Genomic DNA, 19,198 nt, shown 5'->3' with positions numbered 1-19,198 from the left:
GCCGAGTCGCGTCGCCGGGTCAGTCCGACGTCGCCGTCGAGGCGAAAGCGACCCGGCTCAGCATCTCCACGAACGCGGCGCGGGCGGGCTCGTCCAACGGAGAGAGCAGCTGCGCCTGGACGTCTCTGACGGCGGTCGCGGTGCGCTCCACGACGGAGAGCCCCTCCGGTGTGAGGGTGAGCATCCGCCCCCGGGCGTCCTCCGGCATCCGCTCGCGCGTGAGCCAGCCCCGGCGGACGAGTCGTTGCACCAGGTCCGCGGCGGTGGACTTGTCCAGCGCCGCCCGCTCTCCGAGGCGCTTCTGACTGACACCGGGCTCCTCAGCCACTACGTACAGCACGGCGCATTGGGGGCCGGTGAGCTCACGATCGAGCAGGTCGGCCCAGATCGCCGTGTGCTGCTGCTGCGCGCGACGGATGAGATGGCCGGGAGCACTGAGCTCGAGCACCGGGCTCGTGCGCCCCGGCGGAAGGGTCGGGGCGGGGTGCGCGCGGGCGATCGTGGCCAGCCCGGCGGTGAAGGCCACCGCCTCCTGTTCGTCGAGAGGCGCGAGAAGGCGATCCTGCACGCGCTGGGCGGGTGGCGTCAGCTGGTGGAATGCAAGCTCCGCGGCAGAGGTCAGTTGCAGGACGTTCCGCCGGCCATCGTGCGAGTCACGCTCGCGGACGATCCACAGCCGGGAGGCCAGCCGTGAGACGACATCGGCGATCGACGACTTGTCGAGGGAGGCGAGCTCGCCCAGGCGCCGTTGATCGATTCCCGGCTCCGCAGCCAGCGCGGCGAGGACGGCATACTGAGGGCTCGTGAGCCTCCCGTCGAACTCCTCGGCCCACAGGACGTTGTGCACCTGTTGGGTCCGCCGGATGAGGTATCCGCACGCGGTCTCCAGCCGAAGGAAGCTCGACGCGCCTGCGCCGCTGCCCTTCGCGATGACTGTCATGTGTCCCCTCCGGTGATTCTCCGTACACACCCTACAGACGTGCGGAACGTGAGTGCGCCGATGCCGGGCCAGCGCATCGCCGACCTAAACTCGAACCATGTCCAGTGACGGAGGAGGCAGCGGTCAGCTGCTGGTGCTGGGCAAGATCCGCGGGATCCTGGACAGCTTCTCCGTCGAGGCTCCGGAGCGGACGCTTGCCGAGATCCGCCACGCGACGGGGCTGCCGTCCTCCACGGCACAACGACTCGTCGCGAACATGACGGACGCGGGATTCCTCGACCGGCGAGACGATCGGTATCGCATCGGGGCGCGGATGATGCACTGGGCCGCGCCCGCGGCTCACGGCGCCGAGGTGCACGAGGTCGTGCAACCGATCCTGCGACGGCTGAGGGACGAGACAGGGGAGACCGCGGCCTTCTACCGCGGGCAGCGCGAGTTCCGTGTCTGTGTCGCCGTCGCCGAGACCCGGCACGCGCTCCGGCGAGCGCTCCGCGTCGGCGACGTCGCCCCGATCCATGTCGGGTCTTCCGGGCGGGTGCTCCTGGCGTACGACGATGACCTCGCGGGAGACGTCCTCTCCCAGGCCCTCGAGCCGCTCACCGACCGGACGGTGACCGACCCCGAAGTCTTGAGAGGGCTCCTGGCCCAGACCCGCGCGGACGGCTATGCGATCACCGAGGGGGAGAGGGAGACAGCGGCAGCCGGGATGTCGGCACCGGTGTTCGACGGATACGGCCGAACGGCTGGGGCGATCTCGATCATGGGGCCGAACTTCCGCATGAACCCCGAGGTGATGACCGGCTGGCTCGAGACGCTGCTGCGAAGCGCCGAGGTCGCCACAGAGATGCTCGGGGGCCGGATGCCGCGGAACCGGTGACGGACCGCCGTGTCCGGGTCAGTCGCGGATCACCCAGGGGAACGCATGCGCCTCGGAACGGGCGCCCTGGACGGCCCGTGACCGGTTGACCTCGGAGAGCTCGGCGGTGACCGCCTCGCCGAGCCGCACCACCTCCGAGAAGCTCTCCGGCGTGAGCCAGTCGGGGCGCAGAGCGAACAGGAGATCCTCTGTCGCGGTGTTGCCGCTCGCGCCGGGCGCGAACGGGCATCCCCCGAGGCCGCCGAGGCATCCGTCGATCATTGTCGCCCCGGCATCCACCGCAGCCAGGGCGTTGGCCGCGCCCATGCCCCACGTGTCGTGCCCGTGGAAGGCGATTCCCCGACCGGCTGCGCGGTCGGCGACGCCGGCTACCAGCGCATCGACCTCGCGCGGGCCGGCCTGACCGAGCGTGTCGCAGACGACGACGTCACTGGCGCGAGCACCACGCTCGTCGTCGACGAGCGACCATACGCGATGCGGATCGATCGGGCCCTCGAACGGGCACGTGAAGGAGGTGGCGAGGCACAGCTGAACCGACATGCCGGCGGCCTCGGCGATGTCGAGCGCCTCCGGAAGCAGTTCCATGCTCCGTGCGGTGGTGCGGCCGATGTTCGCGAGGTTGTGCGCGTCGGAGACGCTGAGACAGTACTGCACGTTGCGCACTCCTGCCGCGGCGGCCTTCGCGACATGTCCCGGAGTGGCGACCCACAACCACGACCGCTCGAGCTCCTGCGGGGTCAGGGCGGCTACGAGATCCAGGGAGTTCGCGAGCGGGGGCACCAGATCGGCTCGGGCGAGCGAGCCGATCTCGAGCGAGGGAATCCCGGCCGCGAACAGCGCGCGGACGATCTCGACCTTCCGCTCGACCGTCAGCGACCCTCCGGTCAGCTGCAGTCCGTCGCGCAGCGTCACATCGCGCAGCATCACGGTGTTCATCGTCGATCCTCTCCTGCTCCTGCGGCCGCCACCTGATCGGCGTCCCACCCCAGCAATCCGGAGAGGACGGCCGTCGTGTCAGCGCCGAGGTCCGGGCCCAGGAACCTGACGGGCAGTGAGCGCCCGGCCAGCACCGGCACGATACCCGGGAAGGAGACGGAGTCGAACGCAGTCTCTCCGTCGTCGACCGGGAGATCCTGCACCATGTCGCGCGCGCGGTATTGGGGATCATCGACGATGTCCGATGCGCGCAGGATCGGCCCCGCAGGAACTCCAGCCTCGTCGAGGACCGCGAGCGCGGTCGCGCTCGTGAGGCTGGCCGCCCACGCGCCGATCGCCTCATCGAGCTCGTCCCGTCGCTGCCACCGGCCGTCGTTGCTGGCCAGCTCCGGGTCGTCCGCCAGATCCGGCCGGCCGATGGCCCGCATGAGCCGATCGAAGATGCGGTCTGCGTTGCCGGCGACGACGATGCTCGCGGCGTCCGCGCACACGTACGCGTTGGACGGGGCGATCCCCTCGACCCGCCCCCCGATCCGGGCGCGCACGACGCCGTAGGCCGAATAGTCGGGCAGCAGCGACTCCATCACGGAGAACATCGCCTCGTGCAAGGCCACGTCGATGTACCGCTCGGCTGCGGGCACGGCGTCGCTTCGGCGCTCCCGTTCGAACAGCTCCATGACCACCCCGAAAGCGGCGTAGAGCCCGGCGATCGTGTCGCCGATCGAGACCCCCACGCGCACCGGCGGCCGGTCGGGCTCGCCGACGAGCTCACGGAAACCCCCATACGCCTCGGCGACGGCGGCAAACCCCGGGCGCCCGGACATCGGCCCGGTTTGCCCGAACGCGGAGATCCGGGCAGTGACGAGGTGCGGGTTCAGCTCATCCAGGACCGTCGGGCCGAGGCCCCACGCCTCCAGGGTCCCCGGACGGAAGTTCTCGATCAGCACGTCCGAGACGCCGACGAGTTCACGGACGGCTCGCATGCCGACCTCGCTACGCAGGTCCAGCGCGACGGACTTCTTGTTGCGGTTGAGAGTGCGAAACAGCATCGAGGTCGTGCCGGCGTGAAGTCGCCAGCGTCGCAGTTCGTCCCCCGAACCCGGGCGCTCGACCTTGATCACCTCGGCGCCGAAGTCGGCGAGGAGTCGCCCTGCGGTGGGCGCCGCGATGTAATTCCCGAGCTCGATCACTCGAACGCCGGCCAGGGGTCGGGCATCGTTCGCGGGGGACATGGAACCTCCTGATCGGACGCGTCGAGTCGTCCTCGCTGGACTGTATCGTGAGATCCAGACCTACTATATGGGACGTTCAGGACTTCAAACCTTTCCCGATACGAAAATAGTTTGTATACTTACCAACGCATCAGGCGGCTTTCCGTGCCGCCCTGTGAAAGGTTCGCCGCATGACAACGACCGTCATCCCTCCGGCCACTCTCGCAACCAACGAGGCGCGCGTCGCCCAGCTGCTCGATCGCGAATGGCTCTCGCTGGTGGGTAATCGCCGGGTGCCCGCGGCGTCGCGCCGCACGTTCGCGGTCACGAGCCCCTATTCGCAGGAGCGCATCGCCGACGTTCCGGATGCCGACGCCGGCGACATGAACGACGCGGTCGACGCCGCTCTCGCCGCGGCCCCGGGGTGGGCGAGGACCCCCGCGGGGGAGCGCGCAGCGTTCGTGCTGCGGCTCGCGGACGCCATCGAGGAGCGCGGGCAGGACTTCGCGGCACTGGACTCCATCGACGGCGGGGCCCCGATCGGCGTCATGATGCTCGACGTCAAGATCGCGCTCGAGAGCCTGAGGTATTTCGCCGGTCTGGCGCTGGAATTGAAGGGGTACACCGTCCCGGCGAGCTCGAACCTCCACTTCACGGAACTGCAGCCGTACGGCGTCGTCGGGAAGATCGTCCCCTTCAATCATCCGTTCATGTTCGCCGCGAGCAAGATCGGGGCTCCGCTCGTCGCCGGCAACACCGTGGTCCTCAAGCCCGCGGAGGCGACACCGCTGTCCGCCTTGCTGCTCGGGGACCTGATCCAGGAGATCTTCCCGCCCGGTGTCGTGAACATCGTCGTGGGCGACGGTCCTACCGCGCCGCATGCGCTCGTGGTCCACCCCAAGGTTCGCCGGATCGGCTTCACCGGCAGCGGCGCGGTCGGCCTCGCCATCCAGAGGGCGGCCGCGGAGGTCGCCGTCAAGCACATCACTCTCGAGCTCGGTGGCAAGAACGCGCTCATCGCGTATCCCGACGCCGACCCGGCGGAAGTCGCCGCTGCGGCCATTCGCGGGATGAACTTCACGTGGTCCGGGCAGTCCTGCGGCTCGACATCGCGCCTGCTGGTGCACGACTCGATCGCCGACGACGTCCTCGCCGAGGTGCGGGCGCTGCTGGCCGACCGCGAGTATCGCTCGCCGCTGGATCCCGCCGCTGTCCAGGGCACGATGGTCAACCGCAGGCAGTTCGACCGGGCGATCGGCTACATCGACGATGCCGTGCAGCGGGGCGCCCAGGTCGTCACCGGGGGTGGACGACCGGAGTCGGTGGAGACCGGCCTGTTCGTCGCACCCACCTTCCTCGACGGCGTCGGGAGCAACTGGGCAGTCAGCCGGGAGGAGATCTTCGGGCCCGTCGTCTCGGTCTTGCGCTGGACGGACGAGGAGGAGGCGATCCGCATCGTCAACGACGTCGACTACGGTCTGACGGCCAGCATCTTCACGAACGACATCAGGCGGGCGCATCGCGTCGCGCGCTCCATCGAGGCCGGCTTCGTCTGGATCAACGGCGCAGGTCCCCACTTCCAAGGAGTGCCGTACGGCGGCTGGAAGAACTCGGGGGTCGGGCGGGAGGAAAGCATCGAGGAACTGCTGAGCTACGCGCAGTCGAAGTCCGTCAACGTGATGCTATGAACGCGCGGGACGAACGCGAGCGCGTCGCCGAGGCGCACGGAGCACTGGCCGTCACCGGGCAGTCGGATATGGTCTGGGGTCACGTGTCCGGCCGCGCTGCGCGAGACGGAGCCGTGCTCATGAAGCGAGCGGGCCTGGGATTCGAGGAGGTGACCGCCGATGACGTGCTCCTCGTGTCGGACGAGGGTCAGGTGCTCGAGGGAACCGGCGATCGCCACATCGAGTACCCGATCCACGTGGAGATCCTGCGGGCGCGCCCGGACGTGAACGCGGTGGTCCATACGCACTCCGCGGCCGCTGCCGCGTTCGCGTCCCTGGACGTGCCGCTTCGTCCTCTCACGCACGACGCGGTCCCGTTCCTCACTCCCGACATCCCGCGCTTCCTCGACACCGGCGATCTCATCTCCACCGCGGAGCTCGGCCAGGCGCTCGCCGACAGCCTGGGCGCGGCCAACGGCGTTCTGATCCCCGGCCACGGTCTGGTCGTGGTCGGCGATTCGCTGGCGTCGGCGGTGATGCACGCGGCACTCCTGGACCGCGCCTGCCGCGTGCAGCTCGACGCGATGGCTGCGGGAGGGCCCAAGCGGTGGTCGGATGAGCAGGAAGTGGCGCACAAGCGCGAGCATCTGTGGACTGCTCGGCAGCTCCAGGCCGGATACGACTACCTCGTGAGAGCCGCTCGACGCGGGTAGATGCTTGCGCGGGAGAACTCCCGCCTCTATATTTACTCCGTATACGGAATGGTAATGGAGCCACTCATGAATCTCTCTGCTTGGACCGTCGCGCGGAGAACGACCTCTACGCAGGCTCTCCGCGTCGACGTCGGATGCGCCGCCTGCTGATCACCTCACGACTCTCGCCGCGAAGCGGCAGAACAACCCGACACCGTGTCAAAGGAGGCACTCTTGTCTTTCGTCATCGGAATCGACACCGGAGGGACGTTCACGGACGCCTTCGTGGCCGACGATCGTCACCGGCTCGCGGCGGCCAAGACGCCGTCCACTCCGCCGAACTTCGCTCAGGGGTTCCTGAACGCCATCGACGAGCTCGCGAGCGAGTTGGAGCTCTCCACGGCGGAACTGCTCGCCGACACCGACTACATCGTCCACGGCACCACGTCGACGCTCAACGCGATCGTCACGGGCGACGTCGCCCGCGTCGGGTTCCTCACCACGCGGGGCCACGCGGACTCGATCCGCATCATGAACCTCGAAGGCCGCTACGCCGGACTCGGACCCGACCAGATCCAGAACATGGCGCGGACCGCGAAGCCGGCCGCGCTGGTGCCGCGCGAGCGCATCTACGAGATCGATGAGCGGACGGACTACAAGGGCGCGGAGATCGTCGCCCTCAACGAGGACCAGGTGCGCGCAGCCGTCCGCGCGCTGCTCGCGGATGGCATCGAGGCGATCGCGGTGTCCTACCTCTGGTCGTTCCGCAGCGACATGCACGAGCAGCGCACGCGCGAGATCATCGCCGAGGAGGCCCCCGGCCTGTTCGTCGCGCTCTCCAGCGAGGTGAGCCCGCGCATCCGCGAATACTCGCGCGCCGTGACCACGATCATGAACACGCAGGTCGGCCCCCGGCTGGACGGCTACCTGACGCCCCTTGAGGGCGAGCTTCGCGCCCGCGGCCTGGAGGGCAAGCTTCTCGTCATGCAGGGATCCGGCGGCTGCATCACGGCCGAGGATGCCCCGGCGTCCGCCGTCACGACGATCGGTTCCGTGCTCACCGGTGGCGTGATCGGGTGCTCCCGGCTGGCCGCCGTCCGCGGCGACCGCAACATCATCTCGACGGATATGGGAGGCACTACCTTCCTCGTCGGCCTCATCGTCGACGGCAAGGCCGTCACGGCCACCAGCACGACGCTCAATCAGTTCACGGTCAGCACCCCGATGGTCGACGTGCACACGATCGGCGCCGGCGGTGGGGCGATCGCGTGGCTGGATGCGGGCGGGAACCTCCGTGTCGGCCCGCGCAGCGCGGGCGCCCGGCCGGGACCGGCCTGCTATGACGAGGGCGGCCAGGAGCCCACGGTCACGGACGCCGATCTCATTCTCGGCATCATCAACCCGGAGAACTTCCTCGCCGGACGCAAGCGCCTGTCGGTGGAGAAGGCGGCCGAGGCCATCCGTCGCCATATCGCGGAGCCGCTCGGTCTCAGCGTCGAGGAGGCGGCCGCCGCGATCTACGAGATCCAGAACGCGCAGACGGCAGACCTCGTACGCAAGGTCGTGGTCGAATCGGGAAACGACCCGCGGGACTTCGTGTTGTACGCGTTCGGCGGAGCCGGGCCCATGCACTGCGCCAGCTACTCGGCTGAACTGGGAGTCAGCGAGGTCGTCGTTCCCATCGGCTCCACCTCGGCCGTCTTCTCGGCATACGGTCTGGCATCGAGCGACATCGTCCTCACGGCCGAGCGGTCCCAGCCCGCGTCGATGCCGGTGGAACCGGAGACCGCCTCAGAGACCTTCGCTCGGCTGGAACAGGACCTCGAGGCCCGCTTGGCCGATCAGGGGCTGGAATTCTCGTCGGTGACCTTCGAACGCGAGGCCGACCTGCGATTCACGGCCCAGATGGCCGAGGTCGCCACTCCGGTCGCCGGCGGCACCATCGATACGGCCGGTGTGACGCGCATCGGCGAAGACTTCGAACGGCTGTACGACCAGCTCTTCGGAGAAGGCGCCGGATTCCCCGATGCCGGCACACAGCTCATCACGTATCGCGTGCGCGCGATCGGCGGCCTGAAGATCCGCCCGCAGCTGCCTGAACTGGCTCGCGGGGAGGGGGATCCCTCGCCGTCGGGTCATCGCGATGTGTTCCTCGACCCGAGGCGTGGACGTGAGCCGGCAGCGATCTACGACTACGGAGTGCTCGCCGCCGGGCACCGCATCGAAGGGCCGGCGATCATCGAGGCGCCCACGACGACCGTGGCGCTCCCGGCGGGACGGGTCGCGACAGTCGACCGGCTCGGCAATCTCGCGATCCGCTTCGCGGACGCGCTGGACAAGGAGGAATTCTGATGCCGCTCATCCCCGTCGCCGGCTCCGAGCATTTCGCACAGGGAGCCGAACCGCTGCAAGGGTCGGCGTTCGGTGATCTCGTCCTGCACGACGTCACCGACGCACAGATCGACGGCGTGGACGCGCTGACGTACGAGGTGGTCCGTCATCGTCTGGTCGCGATCACCGAGGAGATGGGCGATGCGATCAAGCGCATGTCCGGATCAGTGGTCGTCACCGATTGCAACGATTTCGGCGCCGCCATCATGGACGAGCGGGGCGAGACCGTCCAGCTCGGCCTGTACAACACGCAGCTGGGGGCGTCTTTGGACATGGCGGCGAGGTGGACGCTCGCCAACCGCGCGGACAACCCTGGTATCCGTCCGGGAGATCAGTTCCTCTCCAACGATCCCTGGGTCGGCGGCGGCCTGCATCAGAACGACGTGACGGTTCTTGCGCCGGTCTTCCACGACGGCGAGCTGTTCTGCTGGACGGGCGCCGTCGCGCATCAGGTCGACCTCGGCGGCGTCTCGCCGGGCAGCTGGTCGGTCGATGGTCTCGACGTGTTCTGGGAGTCGCTTCCCACTCCGCCCGTCAAGATCGTCGAGGACGGACGAATGAGGACCGACGTCGAGGAGATGTACCTGCGTCGATCACGCGTCCCGAAGCTCGTCGGCCTCGATCTGCGCGCGAAGATCGGCGCGAACAACGTCGCACGCGACCGCATCGGTGCTCTCATCGACAAGTACGGCCCCGACACCGTCAAAGCCGTCATGAAGCGGATGATGCTCGATTCCGAGACGCGACTGCGCAACAAGCTCCGCGCTCTTCCCGACGGGGAATGGACGTCTATCGCGCATCAGGACGGCGGACGCGGCGGCGACCGGGAGATCCACAAGATCGTCCTCACGATGAAGAAGATCGACGACCACCTCGTCTTCGACTTCACCGGCACGGATTCGCAGGTCGAAGGGATCATCAACTGCACCCTGGCGGGGCTGCGCGGCGGCATCCTCCCGATCGTGCTGACGATGCTGTGTCCTGACATCCCGTGGGCGCCGGGCGGCATCTACCGTTGCCTCGAGATCGTGAGCGAGCCGGGCACGCTGAACAACTGCACGTTCCCCGCCGGGATCGGAAAGGCCTCGGTCAGTTCGGCCTGGGCGACCCAGAACGCAGCGTCGGAGACTGTCGCGGCGATGCTGCACACCGATCCTGTTCTCAGCCAATCCGCGATGAGCGTGTGCTGCGGCACGTGGGATCTCGCGCTCCTGGCCGGCGTCGATCAGCGCGGCGGAGGATTCGTCACGATGATCTGCGACTCGATGGCGGGCGGTTTCGGCGCCAAGGTCGACGGCGACGGCGTGGACACGGGCGGTCAGAACTGCATCCCGATGGGTCGCGTAGCCGATGTGGAGATCAACGAGTTCAGCTTTCCGATGCTCTATCTCTGGCGGCGCGAGGAGGTCGACTCGGGCGGACCCGGCGAGTTCCGGGGCGGAGTCGGCGCGTCCAGCTGCTTCGTCCCGCACGACTCGCCGATCGGCGGCGTGCATCTGGTGGTATCGGCCACCGGGAAGGCACTGCCGCAGGCGCAGGGTCTCTCGGGCGGCTACCCCGCCGGCACTCAGTGGGACGTGCTGATGCGCGGTACGAGCGTGCAGGAGGCGTTCACGCGCGGCATCATCCCGCAGGCATTCGATGCGATCGGTGGCGAGCAGGAGCTGATGCCGAACCATCACGAGACCAACATGGGCCCGGTCGACGTGTACTTCACGCATTGGCAGGGCGGGGGCGGCCTGGGCGATCCGCTCCGTCGCGAGCCGCGCCGTGTCTCCGTCGATGTCAGCGCCGGCGCGGTGTCGGTGAGCGCGGCGGAGTCGGTCTACGGAGTGGTGCTCGACGCGGGCGGCGCTGTGGACGAACTCGCCACCGAGAAGGCGCGTGCCCGCCTCCGCAGTGAACGGGCGGGAGTGTGACGAGGATGGAGACGACAGTGACGCAGATCGACGTCAACCTGGCGCTGGACGACGCGGGGAGCGTCGTGTGCCGCCACTGCGGCACCAGGGTCGGTTCTGCAGCCGAGCCGTTCAGCGGCGCGCTGCGCCGCGAGAGTCCGGCGCAGAAGGCCGGTCCGGGGGTGCGAGTGGACCCGAGCGTCTTCACCGACCGCCCGATCGTCCTCCGGCAGGCCTTCTGCCCGGGGTGCCTCACGGCGCTGCTGACCGAGGTGGTGCCCGCAGACGAGCCGAGCCACCGCGGCTGGCGGATGTCCTGACGCACGACGCGACGAACGGGAACGCCGGGGCCGCCCCGCCATGGCAGGGGCGGTCCCGGCGTTCGCCGCGTCAGCCGGCTGTGACGCGACGCCGTCCACCCCCGCGTACCTGCGCGAGCAGTCCCCCCGCCGTCAGCGTGGCCCGCTCCGCGGGACTCAGATCCAGTCCGAGTTCGATCTCGCCGTCGGGCGTCCGGCATCGCACCGAGTGCGCGGAGCCGGACACCGCCGCCGCCAGCTCCTCGAGAACCCACTCCTGTCCCACCTGGGCGGTGGCCGCGCCGGCGGGCAGCAGCAGCGGGGCGATGCCGACGGCGAGGAGGTTGCGTCGGTGGATGCGCGCGTAGCTGGACGCCACGATGGCCCGCACGCCGAGATACCCCGGGATCAGGGCCGCATGCTCTCGCGATGACCCCTGGCCGTAGTTCTCGCCGCCGACGATGATCCCCCCGCCCCACTCGCGGGCCCGCTCGAAGAACCGCGGGTCGACCCGTTGGAACATGTAGGGAGCGCAGGCTGCGATGTTCGACCATACCGACATCGCGATGGTGCCGTCCGGCGCCATGTCGCCCGTGGAGATATCGTCTCCGACGACGGCCAGGACGCGGGCGCGCACGGTAGCCGGCAGCGGCTGCGGGGCGGCAGGCGGCACGAGGTTCTGCCCGCGCTCGATCACCACGGCGGCCCGCTCCGCCTCCCGCGGAGGCGGGAGGATGTTCGTGCGGTGGATGTCGAGATCGGGCGGCGGCGCAGCGGGCACGCGAAGGGGCGCAAGCTCGCCGGCGTCCACGATGCGACCAGCGATGGCGCTCGCCGCGGCCGTCGAGGGCGAGCACAGGAAGACGGCGTCCTCGGCGGTGCCGCTTCGCCCGGGGAAGTTCCGGTTGAACGTCCGCAGTGAGGCCGATTTCTTGATCGGTGCTTGGCCGATGCCGACGCAAGGCCCGCAGATCGGCTCGAGCATTCGCGCCCCGGCTTTCATCAGCGTCGAGTACACGCCCGTCGCCAGGATGGTGTCGAGGATCTGTCGGGAACCGGGCGTGACCGTCAGCTGCACGCCCGCGTGCACCTTGCGTCCGTCCAGGATCGACGCGACGGTGGCGAGATCCTCATAGGAGCTGTTGACCGAGGAGCCCACGCACACCTGCACGATCTCCGTGTCGGGCAACTCTCGGACCGCGACGACATCGCCCGGGGAGTGGGGGACCGCGATGAGGGGCTCGACCGCGGTCAGATCGATGGTGATCGACTCGTCGTAGGATGCGTCGGAGTCGGCGGAGAGCGCCACGAAGTCGGACTCGCGTCCCTGTTGCCGGAGCCACCGCAGCGTCTGATCGTCCGAGGGGAAGATGGCGGTGCTCGCCCCCGTCTCCACGATCATGTTGCAGATCGTCCCCCGCGCAGCGACGGGGAGATGTTCCACGCCCGCTCCGAAGAACTCGAAGACCGCGCCGCGTCCGCCCCGCACGCCGTAGCGGCGCAGCAACTCCAGTACGACGTCTTTCGCTTCGGCCGCGCCGGTGAGCTGCCCGACGAGGTTCACCCCGATCACCCGGGGGCACACGAAGTCGAAACCGAAGCCGGCCATGGCGACGGCGACCTCCAGGCCACCCGCGCCGATGGCGAACATGCCCAGCGCTCCTCCCATCGAGGTGTGCGAGTCGGCACCCACCAGGAGCGCCCCGGGGACGCCGAAGCGCTCGAGGTGGATGTAGTGGGAGATGCCGTGCCCGGCGGGGGAGTAGTGCAGGCCGTACCGCTGGCAGAACGTCTGGAGGTACCGGTGGTCCTGCATGTTCTTGTCGTCGATCTGCAGCACGTTGTGATCGATATAGACCACGGCGAGATCGACCCCGATCGTCTCGACCTCGAGCATCTCGAACTGCATGGCGCACATCGTCCCCGTCGCGTCTTCGATGAGGACCTGATCGACCTTCACCGTGACATCGTCGCCCGCTGCAGGCCGGCCCGATCTCAGGTGACCCTCGAGGATCTTCGTCGTCAGGTTCTGTCCCACTCTCGCTCCTTCGTTGAGCATCTGACCGTGTACGGAGTATACGCGCGCCCGCGCAGTGTCTGGGGTGATCGCGATGCGGCTCTGATGGAAAGGCCTGTCGCCTCGTCGATCCGCGCCATATAGTAGGTGTACGGATTATCTCCGTTCCTCGATTGGAGCTGGACATGACGGCGACAGACCCTGCAGGCGACCGAGAACTCGCGCAGCTGTACGCGGACTTCGAGTCGTACAACCTCTCGCCGTTGTGGACCCAGCGGGACGATCTGCTGCCCTTCGTCCCCAGCCCGAGGGCGGTACCGTTCGTGTGGCGGTGGTCGGAGCTGTTCGCCCTGGCCGAGCGCTCGGGGGAGCTCGTTCCCGTGGGGCGAGGGGGGGAACGCCGCGCGATCGCGCTCGCCAACCCCGGACTGCCCGGAACGCCGTACGCCACCCCGACGCTCTGGTGCGCGATCCAGTATCTGGCCGGGCACGAGACCGCGCCGGAGCATCGGCACAGCCCGAACGCCTTCCGCTTCGTCGTCGAGGGCGAGGGTGTCTGGACCGTCGTGGACGGCGACCCGGTCGCGATGCGGCGGGGCGATCTGCTGCTCACTCCCGGATGGCATTTCCACGGTCACCACAACGACACCGATCAGCCGATGGCATGGATCGACGGTCTCGACCTGCCGTTCGCTCACTACACCGATGTCGGGTTCTTCGAGTTCGGGTCGGAGCGGGTCACCGACGAGGCATCCCCCTCCGTCTCGCGCAACGAGCGGCTCTGGGCATATCCCGGGCTGAGGCCGCTCTCCGAGCTCGACGACCGGGCCAGCTCTCCGCTCATGGCTTACCGCTGGGAAGCCACCGACGCCGCCCTCCGTGAGCAGCTGGCGTTGGAAGACGCCGGATATCCGGCGACCGTCGGGCAGGGTCACGCCGCGATCCGTTACGTCAATCCGACGACGGGCGGCGACGTGATGCCCACGCTACGGTGCGAATTCCACCGGTTCCGGCCCGGCGCGTCCACTCGTCCCCGGCACGAGGTGGGGTCCTCCGTGTGGCAGGTGTTCGAAGGTCAGGGGACCGTGGTCCTGGGGAACGAGGAGCATCGGATCTCCACGGGCGACCTGTTCGTCGTGCCCAGCTGGGTGCCGTGGTCGCTGCACGCCGACACCGGTTTCGATCTCTTCCGCTTCGACGACGGCCCCATCGTCGAGCGCCTGCGGTTCGACCGCACGCACGTCCCCGGGGAACGAAGGGGCTGACGGGCGTGAGCGCACGCGCGGACCTGGTGACCACGCCCGCCATTCAGCGGGATCTGCTGACTGCGCGACGCGGACAGGCGTATTTCGCCCGCCACGTCCGTAATCTGCGTGACGCGGACTTCTCTGCGCCCTCGCTCGTCGAGGGGTGGACGCGGGCCGACGTCGTGGCGTTCGTCGGCCTCTCGGCCAGGGCTCTGACGAAACTGACGGAGTGGGCGCGCCGCGGCGCGGGGGAGGAGGCCTGGGTCAGCCGGTCTGCGCGGGACGCGGAGATCGCCTTCACCGCGACCCTTCCCGTCGAGGCTCTCCGTACGCTCTCCGACCATGCGGCGGTCCACTTGAGCGTCGAGTGGCGTGACCTGACGGACGCGGAGTGGCAGCAGGAGGTGGGCGGCGGGTATGCCCCCCGGATGCCGGTGTCCGCAACTCCCCTTCTTCGCGCCCGGCAGGTGTGGCACGGTGCGCTCGCGCTGGACTGCGGAGCCGAGCCCTCGGAGCTTCCCGACGCGATCGCCGGGCGCGGGGCGTCCCCGGATGGCGCGGCGGGCGAGGTCCCGCGCCATCCGGAGCTCTGGACGTGACGCGTCGTTTCCGCTAGTCTTCCGTATACGGAATAGATGGTGATGCCCGCCATTGAGCAGGCGAGACAAAGGTGTCGAGCGATCAGTTGTCATACGAACTATCCACGCACTCCGCGAGGCGCGCGCTCGTGCCGGTAACCGAAGTCCGCTTGCGGCGAGCCAAGGCCCGCCCCCGGAGACGAGGAGCGTGGGTCGTCGCCAAGGGCGCCACCGGCTTCGTCGTCGTGGCGCTGCTGTGGGAGCTCGGGAGGGCCACCGGTGTCCTCCCCGTCATCGCGGCGCCGTCGATCGCGGCCATGGTGGGGGAGTTCTTCCTCGGCTTCGTCGACGGCTCCTGGCTGCGTGTCCTGCCGCCGACGCTGTTCGCCTGGCTGGGAGGCCTCGCGGTCGCCGTCGTGCTGGGCGCGGCGCTGGGGGCGCTGACGGGCGCCTCGACATGGTTCTCCGCCGGATCGGGAGTCGTCTTCGGCTTCCTTCGGCCGGTGCCTCCCGTGGCGCTGGTCCCCGTGGCCATCCTCGCGCTCGGCCTCGGGCCGTCGATGGTGCTGTCGCTCGTGGCCTTCGGATGCATCTGGCCGGTCCTGTTCAACACGATGTACGCGTTTCGAGAAATGCCCGTCGAGTACGTGGAGACCGCCCGCATGCTCGGCTACGGACGCATCGGGCGATTCTTCCGTGTGGAACTTCCCGCCGTGCTGCCCGCGATCGTGACTGGCGTCCGGATCGCCGCGGGCATCGGCTTGGTGGTCACGGTGTCGGTGGAGTTGATCGTGGGCGCCTCCGGCCTCGGCGGCGACATCGTGCAATCCCGCGCCACCGGCAATATCGCGTCGGCCTACGCCGGGATCCTCATGGGCGGGCTGCTCGGAGTGAGCATCGTCGGCATCGTCGGTCTCGCGCAACGTCGTGCTCTCAGGTGGAGCCCGGAGAACCGGAGGTCGCACGGATGAGCGCGGCGATCGTCTCTCCGGCTCGCCGAGGAGCGCTGGGTGTCCTTCGCTCGTCGCTCGGCTGGATCGTCCTCCTGATCCTGCTCCTCATTTGGCAGGTCGCCGCCACCGCCGCACCGGCGGCATCCGTCGCGAGCTTCTCAACCAGCGTCTCGGCCTTCTTCGACATCGTCACCGGGCCGTCCCTGACGGCTGACGTCCTGCCGTCGATCGCACGGGTGCTCCTGGGCTTCGCCGTCGCCGGGGTCGCGGGTGTCGTCGTGGGTCTGGTGCTCGGAAGCCTCCCGGCGCTCGATCCCTGGGTGCATCCCACCATCTCGTTCTTCCGCTCGATCCCGCCGGCGCTGATCATCCCCGTGGCCATGGTGGTCCTGGGATTGGGGCCGCAACTGGTCGTCTCGGTCATCGTCTTCGGCGCATTCTGGCCCGTGCTGCTGAACACGTTCGACGGCGCACGGCGGGTCGAACCGCTCTACCGCGATGTGGCGAGGGTGGCGCACGTGCCGCGGACGACCCTGCTGCTGCGCGTCATCCTCCCCGCCAGCCTTCCTTCGATCCTCGCGGGCCTGCGAATCGCCCTGAGCGTGTCGGTCATCGTCATGGTCGTGGCAGAGGTGCTCGCCTCCACGGACGGGCTGGGCTTCCTCATGAGCTACGCGCAACAGACGTTCGACGTGCCGACCACCTACGCGGCGGTGATCCTGCTCGCACTTCTGGGCTGGGTCCTCGACACCGCGTTCGTGGCAGTCGAGCGTCGCCTCCTCCGCTGGCATCCCGCATTCCGGAAGAAGAACCATGCCTGAACCTGTCACCCTCCGCACCGCCGGACTGGTCAAGTCGTTTCCCGATCGCGACGTCATCGGCGGACTGGATCTCAGCATCCGCGCCGGCGAGTTCAGCGTCGTCCTGGGTCCGTCCGGCGCCGGCAAGACGACGCTGCTGAGATGCCTGTCGGGTCTGACACCGGTGACCTCGGGAGTCGTCGAGGTCGGCGGCACGCCGGTCCGCAGCGTCCCCCGCGACGTCGCGGTCGTGTTCCAGGACTACAACCGCAGCCTCTACCCGTGGTTGACGCTCGAGCGCAATGTCACGTTCGGCCTCCGCGGCGTGAGCCGCGGTCAGGCTCGGGCGCGGGCGCGGGAGGCGCTGGACCGAGTCGGTCTGGCGGACGCGGCCGATCTGCATCCGTGGGAGGTCTCGGGCGGGATGCAGCAACGTGCGACCATCGCCCGCGCCATCGCGGCCGAGGCGGGGCTGGTCATCATGGACGAGCCGTTCGCCTCGGTGGACGCGCTCACCAAGGTGCACCTCGAACAGCTTCTGCTGAAGATCTGGCACGAGACCCCCTTCACGTGCGTCTTCGTCACGCACGACATCGAGGAGGCCGTGTACCTCGCCGATCGCCTCTTCGTGCTCTCGCCCCGGCCGAGCACGTTGCGGGAGGAGATCGTCGTGGACCTTCCCCGGCCGCGTGATCCCCTCGCGACGAAGGCCCTCCCCCGGTTCCAAGAGCTGCGCACGCACGTGTACGGGCTCATCGAAGGTGTGGGCGCGAGCGGGATCTCACAGCCGTGATCCCGACCGACCCCACACCGCGACTTCACCGAGAGGACATCACATCATGAGGACGTCAACAACCGCCGTCCGCGGCGCGGCTGCCCTGGCAGTCCTGGCCGCGGCCGCCACGCTCGGCTCGTGCTCCGCGCCCACGCCGCCGGAGGAGGGCGGGGCCCTCCAGGCGATCGTCGTGGGCGCGACCCCGGCCGCCGACGTCACGGCACCCTTCATCGCGATGGAGCAGGGGTTCTTCGACGATGTGGGGCTCGATGTCACCATCCAGCCGCTCGCCGGCGGATCGGCACTCGTGCCGGCGCTGGAATCGAACTCGATGCAGATCGGCAGCTCGAATCTCCTGTCGAACCTGCAGGCGAAGGAGCAGGGACTCGACCTGAAGTGCATCGCGGGCATCTTCAAGGGCACCTCGTCGCAGAGCCTGATTCTCGCCCCCGGGGCAGAAGGCAGCATCGCCTCGGCGGCTGACCTCGAGGGGAAGACGGTCGGCATCAACACCCTGGGCAACGTCGCGCAGCTCGTCGTCAGCAACTGGGCCGCGCGAAACGGTGCGGACCCCACGAAGATCGACTTCGTCGCCGTCGGATTCCCCGACCAGGCGTCGGCCCTCACCTCCGGACAGATCGACGCCGCCCTCGCCGTCGAGCCCTTCAACACCATCATGCGCGACTCGCAGTTCCCCGTGCTCGAACGGGATCCCATCGCCGCGGTGGGCGATCAGCCCACCTTCAGCTGCTGGACGGTCAGCTCCAAGTGGCTGGAGGAGCACGAGGCGGAGGCCGATGCCTGGCGCGCAGCCATGCGCATGGTCGACGACTACGTGGCGGAGAATCCGGATGCGATCCGAGCCGCGGTGGTGGATCATCTCGGTGTGAACGCCGATGTCGCAGCCGAGTTCGAGCTCCCGATGCTCAGCTCGGAGATGTCGCAGGCTGACTTCGACGTCTGGATGAAGCCCGCCATCGAGTTCGGCCTGCTCGCAGGCGAGGTCGACACCACCTCCTTCGACGGGGGATATGGCAAGTAGCGACTCCGGCGCGACGGAGCCTTCAGCGACGGCACTTTTGAGAAAGGGCAGGAAATGACAGAGGTGTTGCAGGACAAAGTGATCGTGGTCACCGGCGGTGCCCAGGGGATCGGTGCCGCGTACGTGCGGCGGCTGGTCCGCGAGGGGGCGTCCGTCGTCGTGGCCGACCGCAACCTCGCGGGTGCCCGGACCACCGCGGAGGCGGCCGAGGGCCCGGGGGAGGCTGTCGCGTTCGCCTTCGACATCGCCTCGGAGTCCGGATGCGGGGAGCTCGCCGACTTCGTCGGAGAGCGCTACGGGCGTCTGGACGGTCTGATCAACAACGCGGCGATCTTCTCGACCATCGAGATGAAGCCGTCGTGGGAGATCTCCGTCGCGGAGTGGGACCAGCTGATGGCGGTGAACCTGCGCGGGCCGTGGCTGCTGATCAAGGCGGTGCTGCCGCTGCTGAAGGCGTCGGGGAACGCGAGCATCGTCAACGTGGGTTCGGACGCGGCCCAGTTCGGCCGCACCGGGTATCTGCACTACACCACCGGAAAGGCCGGCATCCAGGGGATGACGTTCGGGCTGTCGCACGAGCTGGGGGAGTTCGGCATCCGGGTGAATACGCTTTCGCCGGGGCCGGTGTACACAGAGGTATCGCGCGCGACAGTGACGGAGGCGCAGAAGAACGCGATGCTCAACCTTCAGGCGATCAAGCGCACCGCCGGGCCCGAGGACATGGCCGGCCTTGCGGTGTACCTGTTGTCGGATTCCAGCGCGTACGTCACGGGACAGACGATCAGCGTCAACGGCGGTCTCATGCACCGCTGATCATCGCGTCGGACGTACGCATCGGGCCCGCCACCTCGGAAGAGGGCGGGCCCGATGCGCGC

Annotated in this window: 17 protein-coding genes; 13 read left to right on the top strand and 4 right to left on the bottom strand. The window is 68.8% G+C overall.

Annotated features, from left to right (window positions below; genetic code table 11):
* Positions 1-19: 19 nt before the first annotated feature.
* A complete protein-coding gene (locus ACTU3I_RS00315) occupies positions 20-940 on the bottom strand; it encodes a MarR family winged helix-turn-helix transcriptional regulator (protein WP_442923600.1) in 921 nt (306 codons plus the stop codon).
* Between the two features lie 97 nt (positions 941-1,037).
* Here ACTU3I_RS00315 and ACTU3I_RS00310 point away from each other — a divergent pair, with 97 nt between their 5' ends.
* Entirely contained in the window at positions 1,038-1,817 is a 780-nt protein-coding gene (locus ACTU3I_RS00310; protein ID WP_442923599.1) for an IclR family transcriptional regulator, read from the top strand.
* Positions 1,818-1,835: 18 nt separating this feature from the next.
* Here the strand turns inward: ACTU3I_RS00310 and ACTU3I_RS00305 are convergent, their stop codons facing one another.
* On the bottom strand, positions 1,836-2,753 hold the full coding sequence (locus ACTU3I_RS00305; protein WP_442923598.1) for a hydroxymethylglutaryl-CoA lyase: 918 nt from the start codon (positions 2,751-2,753) through the stop codon (positions 1,836-1,838).
* Positions 2,750-3,985, bottom strand: a complete 1,236-nt coding sequence (locus tag ACTU3I_RS00300; RefSeq protein WP_442923597.1) for a CaiB/BaiF CoA transferase family protein — start codon at positions 3,983-3,985, stop codon at positions 2,750-2,752. Before ACTU3I_RS00300 ends, ACTU3I_RS00305 begins: the two co-directional genes overlap by 4 nt.
* Positions 3,986-4,155: 170 nt before the next feature.
* Here ACTU3I_RS00300 and ACTU3I_RS00295 point away from each other — a divergent pair, with 170 nt between their 5' ends.
* The 5 genes from ACTU3I_RS00295 (at position 4,156) to ACTU3I_RS00275 (ending at position 10,932) form a co-directional block, all read left to right on the top strand.
* Positions 4,156-5,652 (top strand): aldehyde dehydrogenase family protein, encoded by a 1,497-nt coding sequence (locus ACTU3I_RS00295; RefSeq protein ID WP_442923596.1) that lies wholly within the window; start codon positions 4,156-4,158, stop codon positions 5,650-5,652.
* Entirely contained in the window at positions 5,649-6,344 is a 696-nt protein-coding gene (locus ACTU3I_RS00290) for a class II aldolase/adducin family protein (RefSeq protein WP_442923595.1), read from the top strand. The genes ACTU3I_RS00295 and ACTU3I_RS00290 overlap by 4 nt, the downstream gene beginning before the upstream one ends.
* Before the next feature lie 213 nt (positions 6,345-6,557).
* Positions 6,558-8,675: a hydantoinase/oxoprolinase family protein gene (locus ACTU3I_RS00285; RefSeq protein ID WP_442923594.1), complete on the top strand. Its 2,118-nt coding sequence runs from the start codon at positions 6,558-6,560 to the stop codon at positions 8,673-8,675.
* Positions 8,675-10,633 carry a hydantoinase B/oxoprolinase family protein gene (locus ACTU3I_RS00280; protein ID WP_442923593.1) on the top strand — a complete coding sequence of 653 codons (1,959 nt, stop codon included), beginning with the start codon at positions 8,675-8,677 and terminating at the stop codon, positions 10,631-10,633. The genes ACTU3I_RS00285 and ACTU3I_RS00280 overlap by 1 nt, the downstream gene beginning before the upstream one ends.
* 5 nt (positions 10,634-10,638) lie before the next feature.
* On the top strand, positions 10,639-10,932 hold the full coding sequence (locus ACTU3I_RS00275) for a hypothetical protein (protein WP_442923591.1): 294 nt from the start codon (positions 10,639-10,641) through the stop codon (positions 10,930-10,932).
* Between the two features lie 70 nt (positions 10,933-11,002).
* Here ACTU3I_RS00275 and ACTU3I_RS00270 read toward each other — a convergent pair whose 3' ends face one another.
* Positions 11,003-12,949 (bottom strand): aconitate hydratase, encoded by a 1,947-nt coding sequence (locus ACTU3I_RS00270; protein WP_442923590.1) that lies wholly within the window; start codon positions 12,947-12,949, stop codon positions 11,003-11,005.
* A gap of 164 nt (positions 12,950-13,113) precedes the next feature.
* On the opposite strand from ACTU3I_RS00270, the gene ACTU3I_RS00265 reads away from it, so the two are divergent.
* The 7 genes from ACTU3I_RS00265 to ACTU3I_RS00235 all read left to right on the top strand — a co-directional run bounded on the left by ACTU3I_RS00265 (position 13,114) and on the right by ACTU3I_RS00235 (position 19,136).
* Positions 13,114-14,193: a cupin domain-containing protein gene (locus ACTU3I_RS00265; protein WP_442923589.1), complete on the top strand. Its 1,080-nt coding sequence runs from the start codon at positions 13,114-13,116 to the stop codon at positions 14,191-14,193.
* Positions 14,194-14,198: 5 nt separating this feature from the next.
* Entirely contained in the window at positions 14,199-14,774 is a 576-nt protein-coding gene (locus ACTU3I_RS00260; protein WP_442923588.1) for a maleylpyruvate isomerase N-terminal domain-containing protein, read from the top strand.
* Positions 14,775-14,902: 128 nt separating this feature from the next.
* Positions 14,903-15,724 carry an ABC transporter permease gene (locus ACTU3I_RS00255; protein ID WP_442923587.1) on the top strand — a complete coding sequence of 274 codons (822 nt, stop codon included), beginning with the start codon at positions 14,903-14,905 and terminating at the stop codon, positions 15,722-15,724.
* The gene (locus tag ACTU3I_RS00250; protein WP_442923586.1) at positions 15,721-16,527 is read left to right on the top strand and encodes an ABC transporter permease; all 807 of its coding nucleotides are present in this window, start codon (positions 15,721-15,723) and stop codon (positions 16,525-16,527) included. Before ACTU3I_RS00255 ends, ACTU3I_RS00250 begins: the two co-directional genes overlap by 4 nt.
* Positions 16,520-17,299, top strand: coding sequence for an ABC transporter ATP-binding protein (locus ACTU3I_RS00245; protein ID WP_442923585.1), 780 nt, complete (start codon positions 16,520-16,522; stop codon positions 17,297-17,299). Before ACTU3I_RS00250 ends, ACTU3I_RS00245 begins: the two co-directional genes overlap by 8 nt.
* A gap of 46 nt (positions 17,300-17,345) precedes the next feature.
* On the top strand, positions 17,346-18,323 hold the full coding sequence (locus ACTU3I_RS00240; protein WP_442923584.1) for an ABC transporter substrate-binding protein: 978 nt from the start codon (positions 17,346-17,348) through the stop codon (positions 18,321-18,323).
* Positions 18,324-18,377: 54 nt separating this feature from the next.
* Positions 18,378-19,136, top strand: coding sequence for an SDR family NAD(P)-dependent oxidoreductase (locus ACTU3I_RS00235; RefSeq protein ID WP_442923583.1), 759 nt, complete (start codon positions 18,378-18,380; stop codon positions 19,134-19,136).
* Positions 19,137-19,198: the final 62 nt, after the last annotated feature.

This window comes from Microbacterium sp. RD1, from assembly GCF_052220165.1.
In the GTDB taxonomy this organism is placed as follows: Bacteria; Actinomycetota; Actinomycetes; order Actinomycetales; family Microbacteriaceae; genus Microbacterium.
The sequence above is the reverse complement of the archived record's forward strand: the minus strand, read 5'-3'. Positions and strand labels throughout refer to the sequence as shown.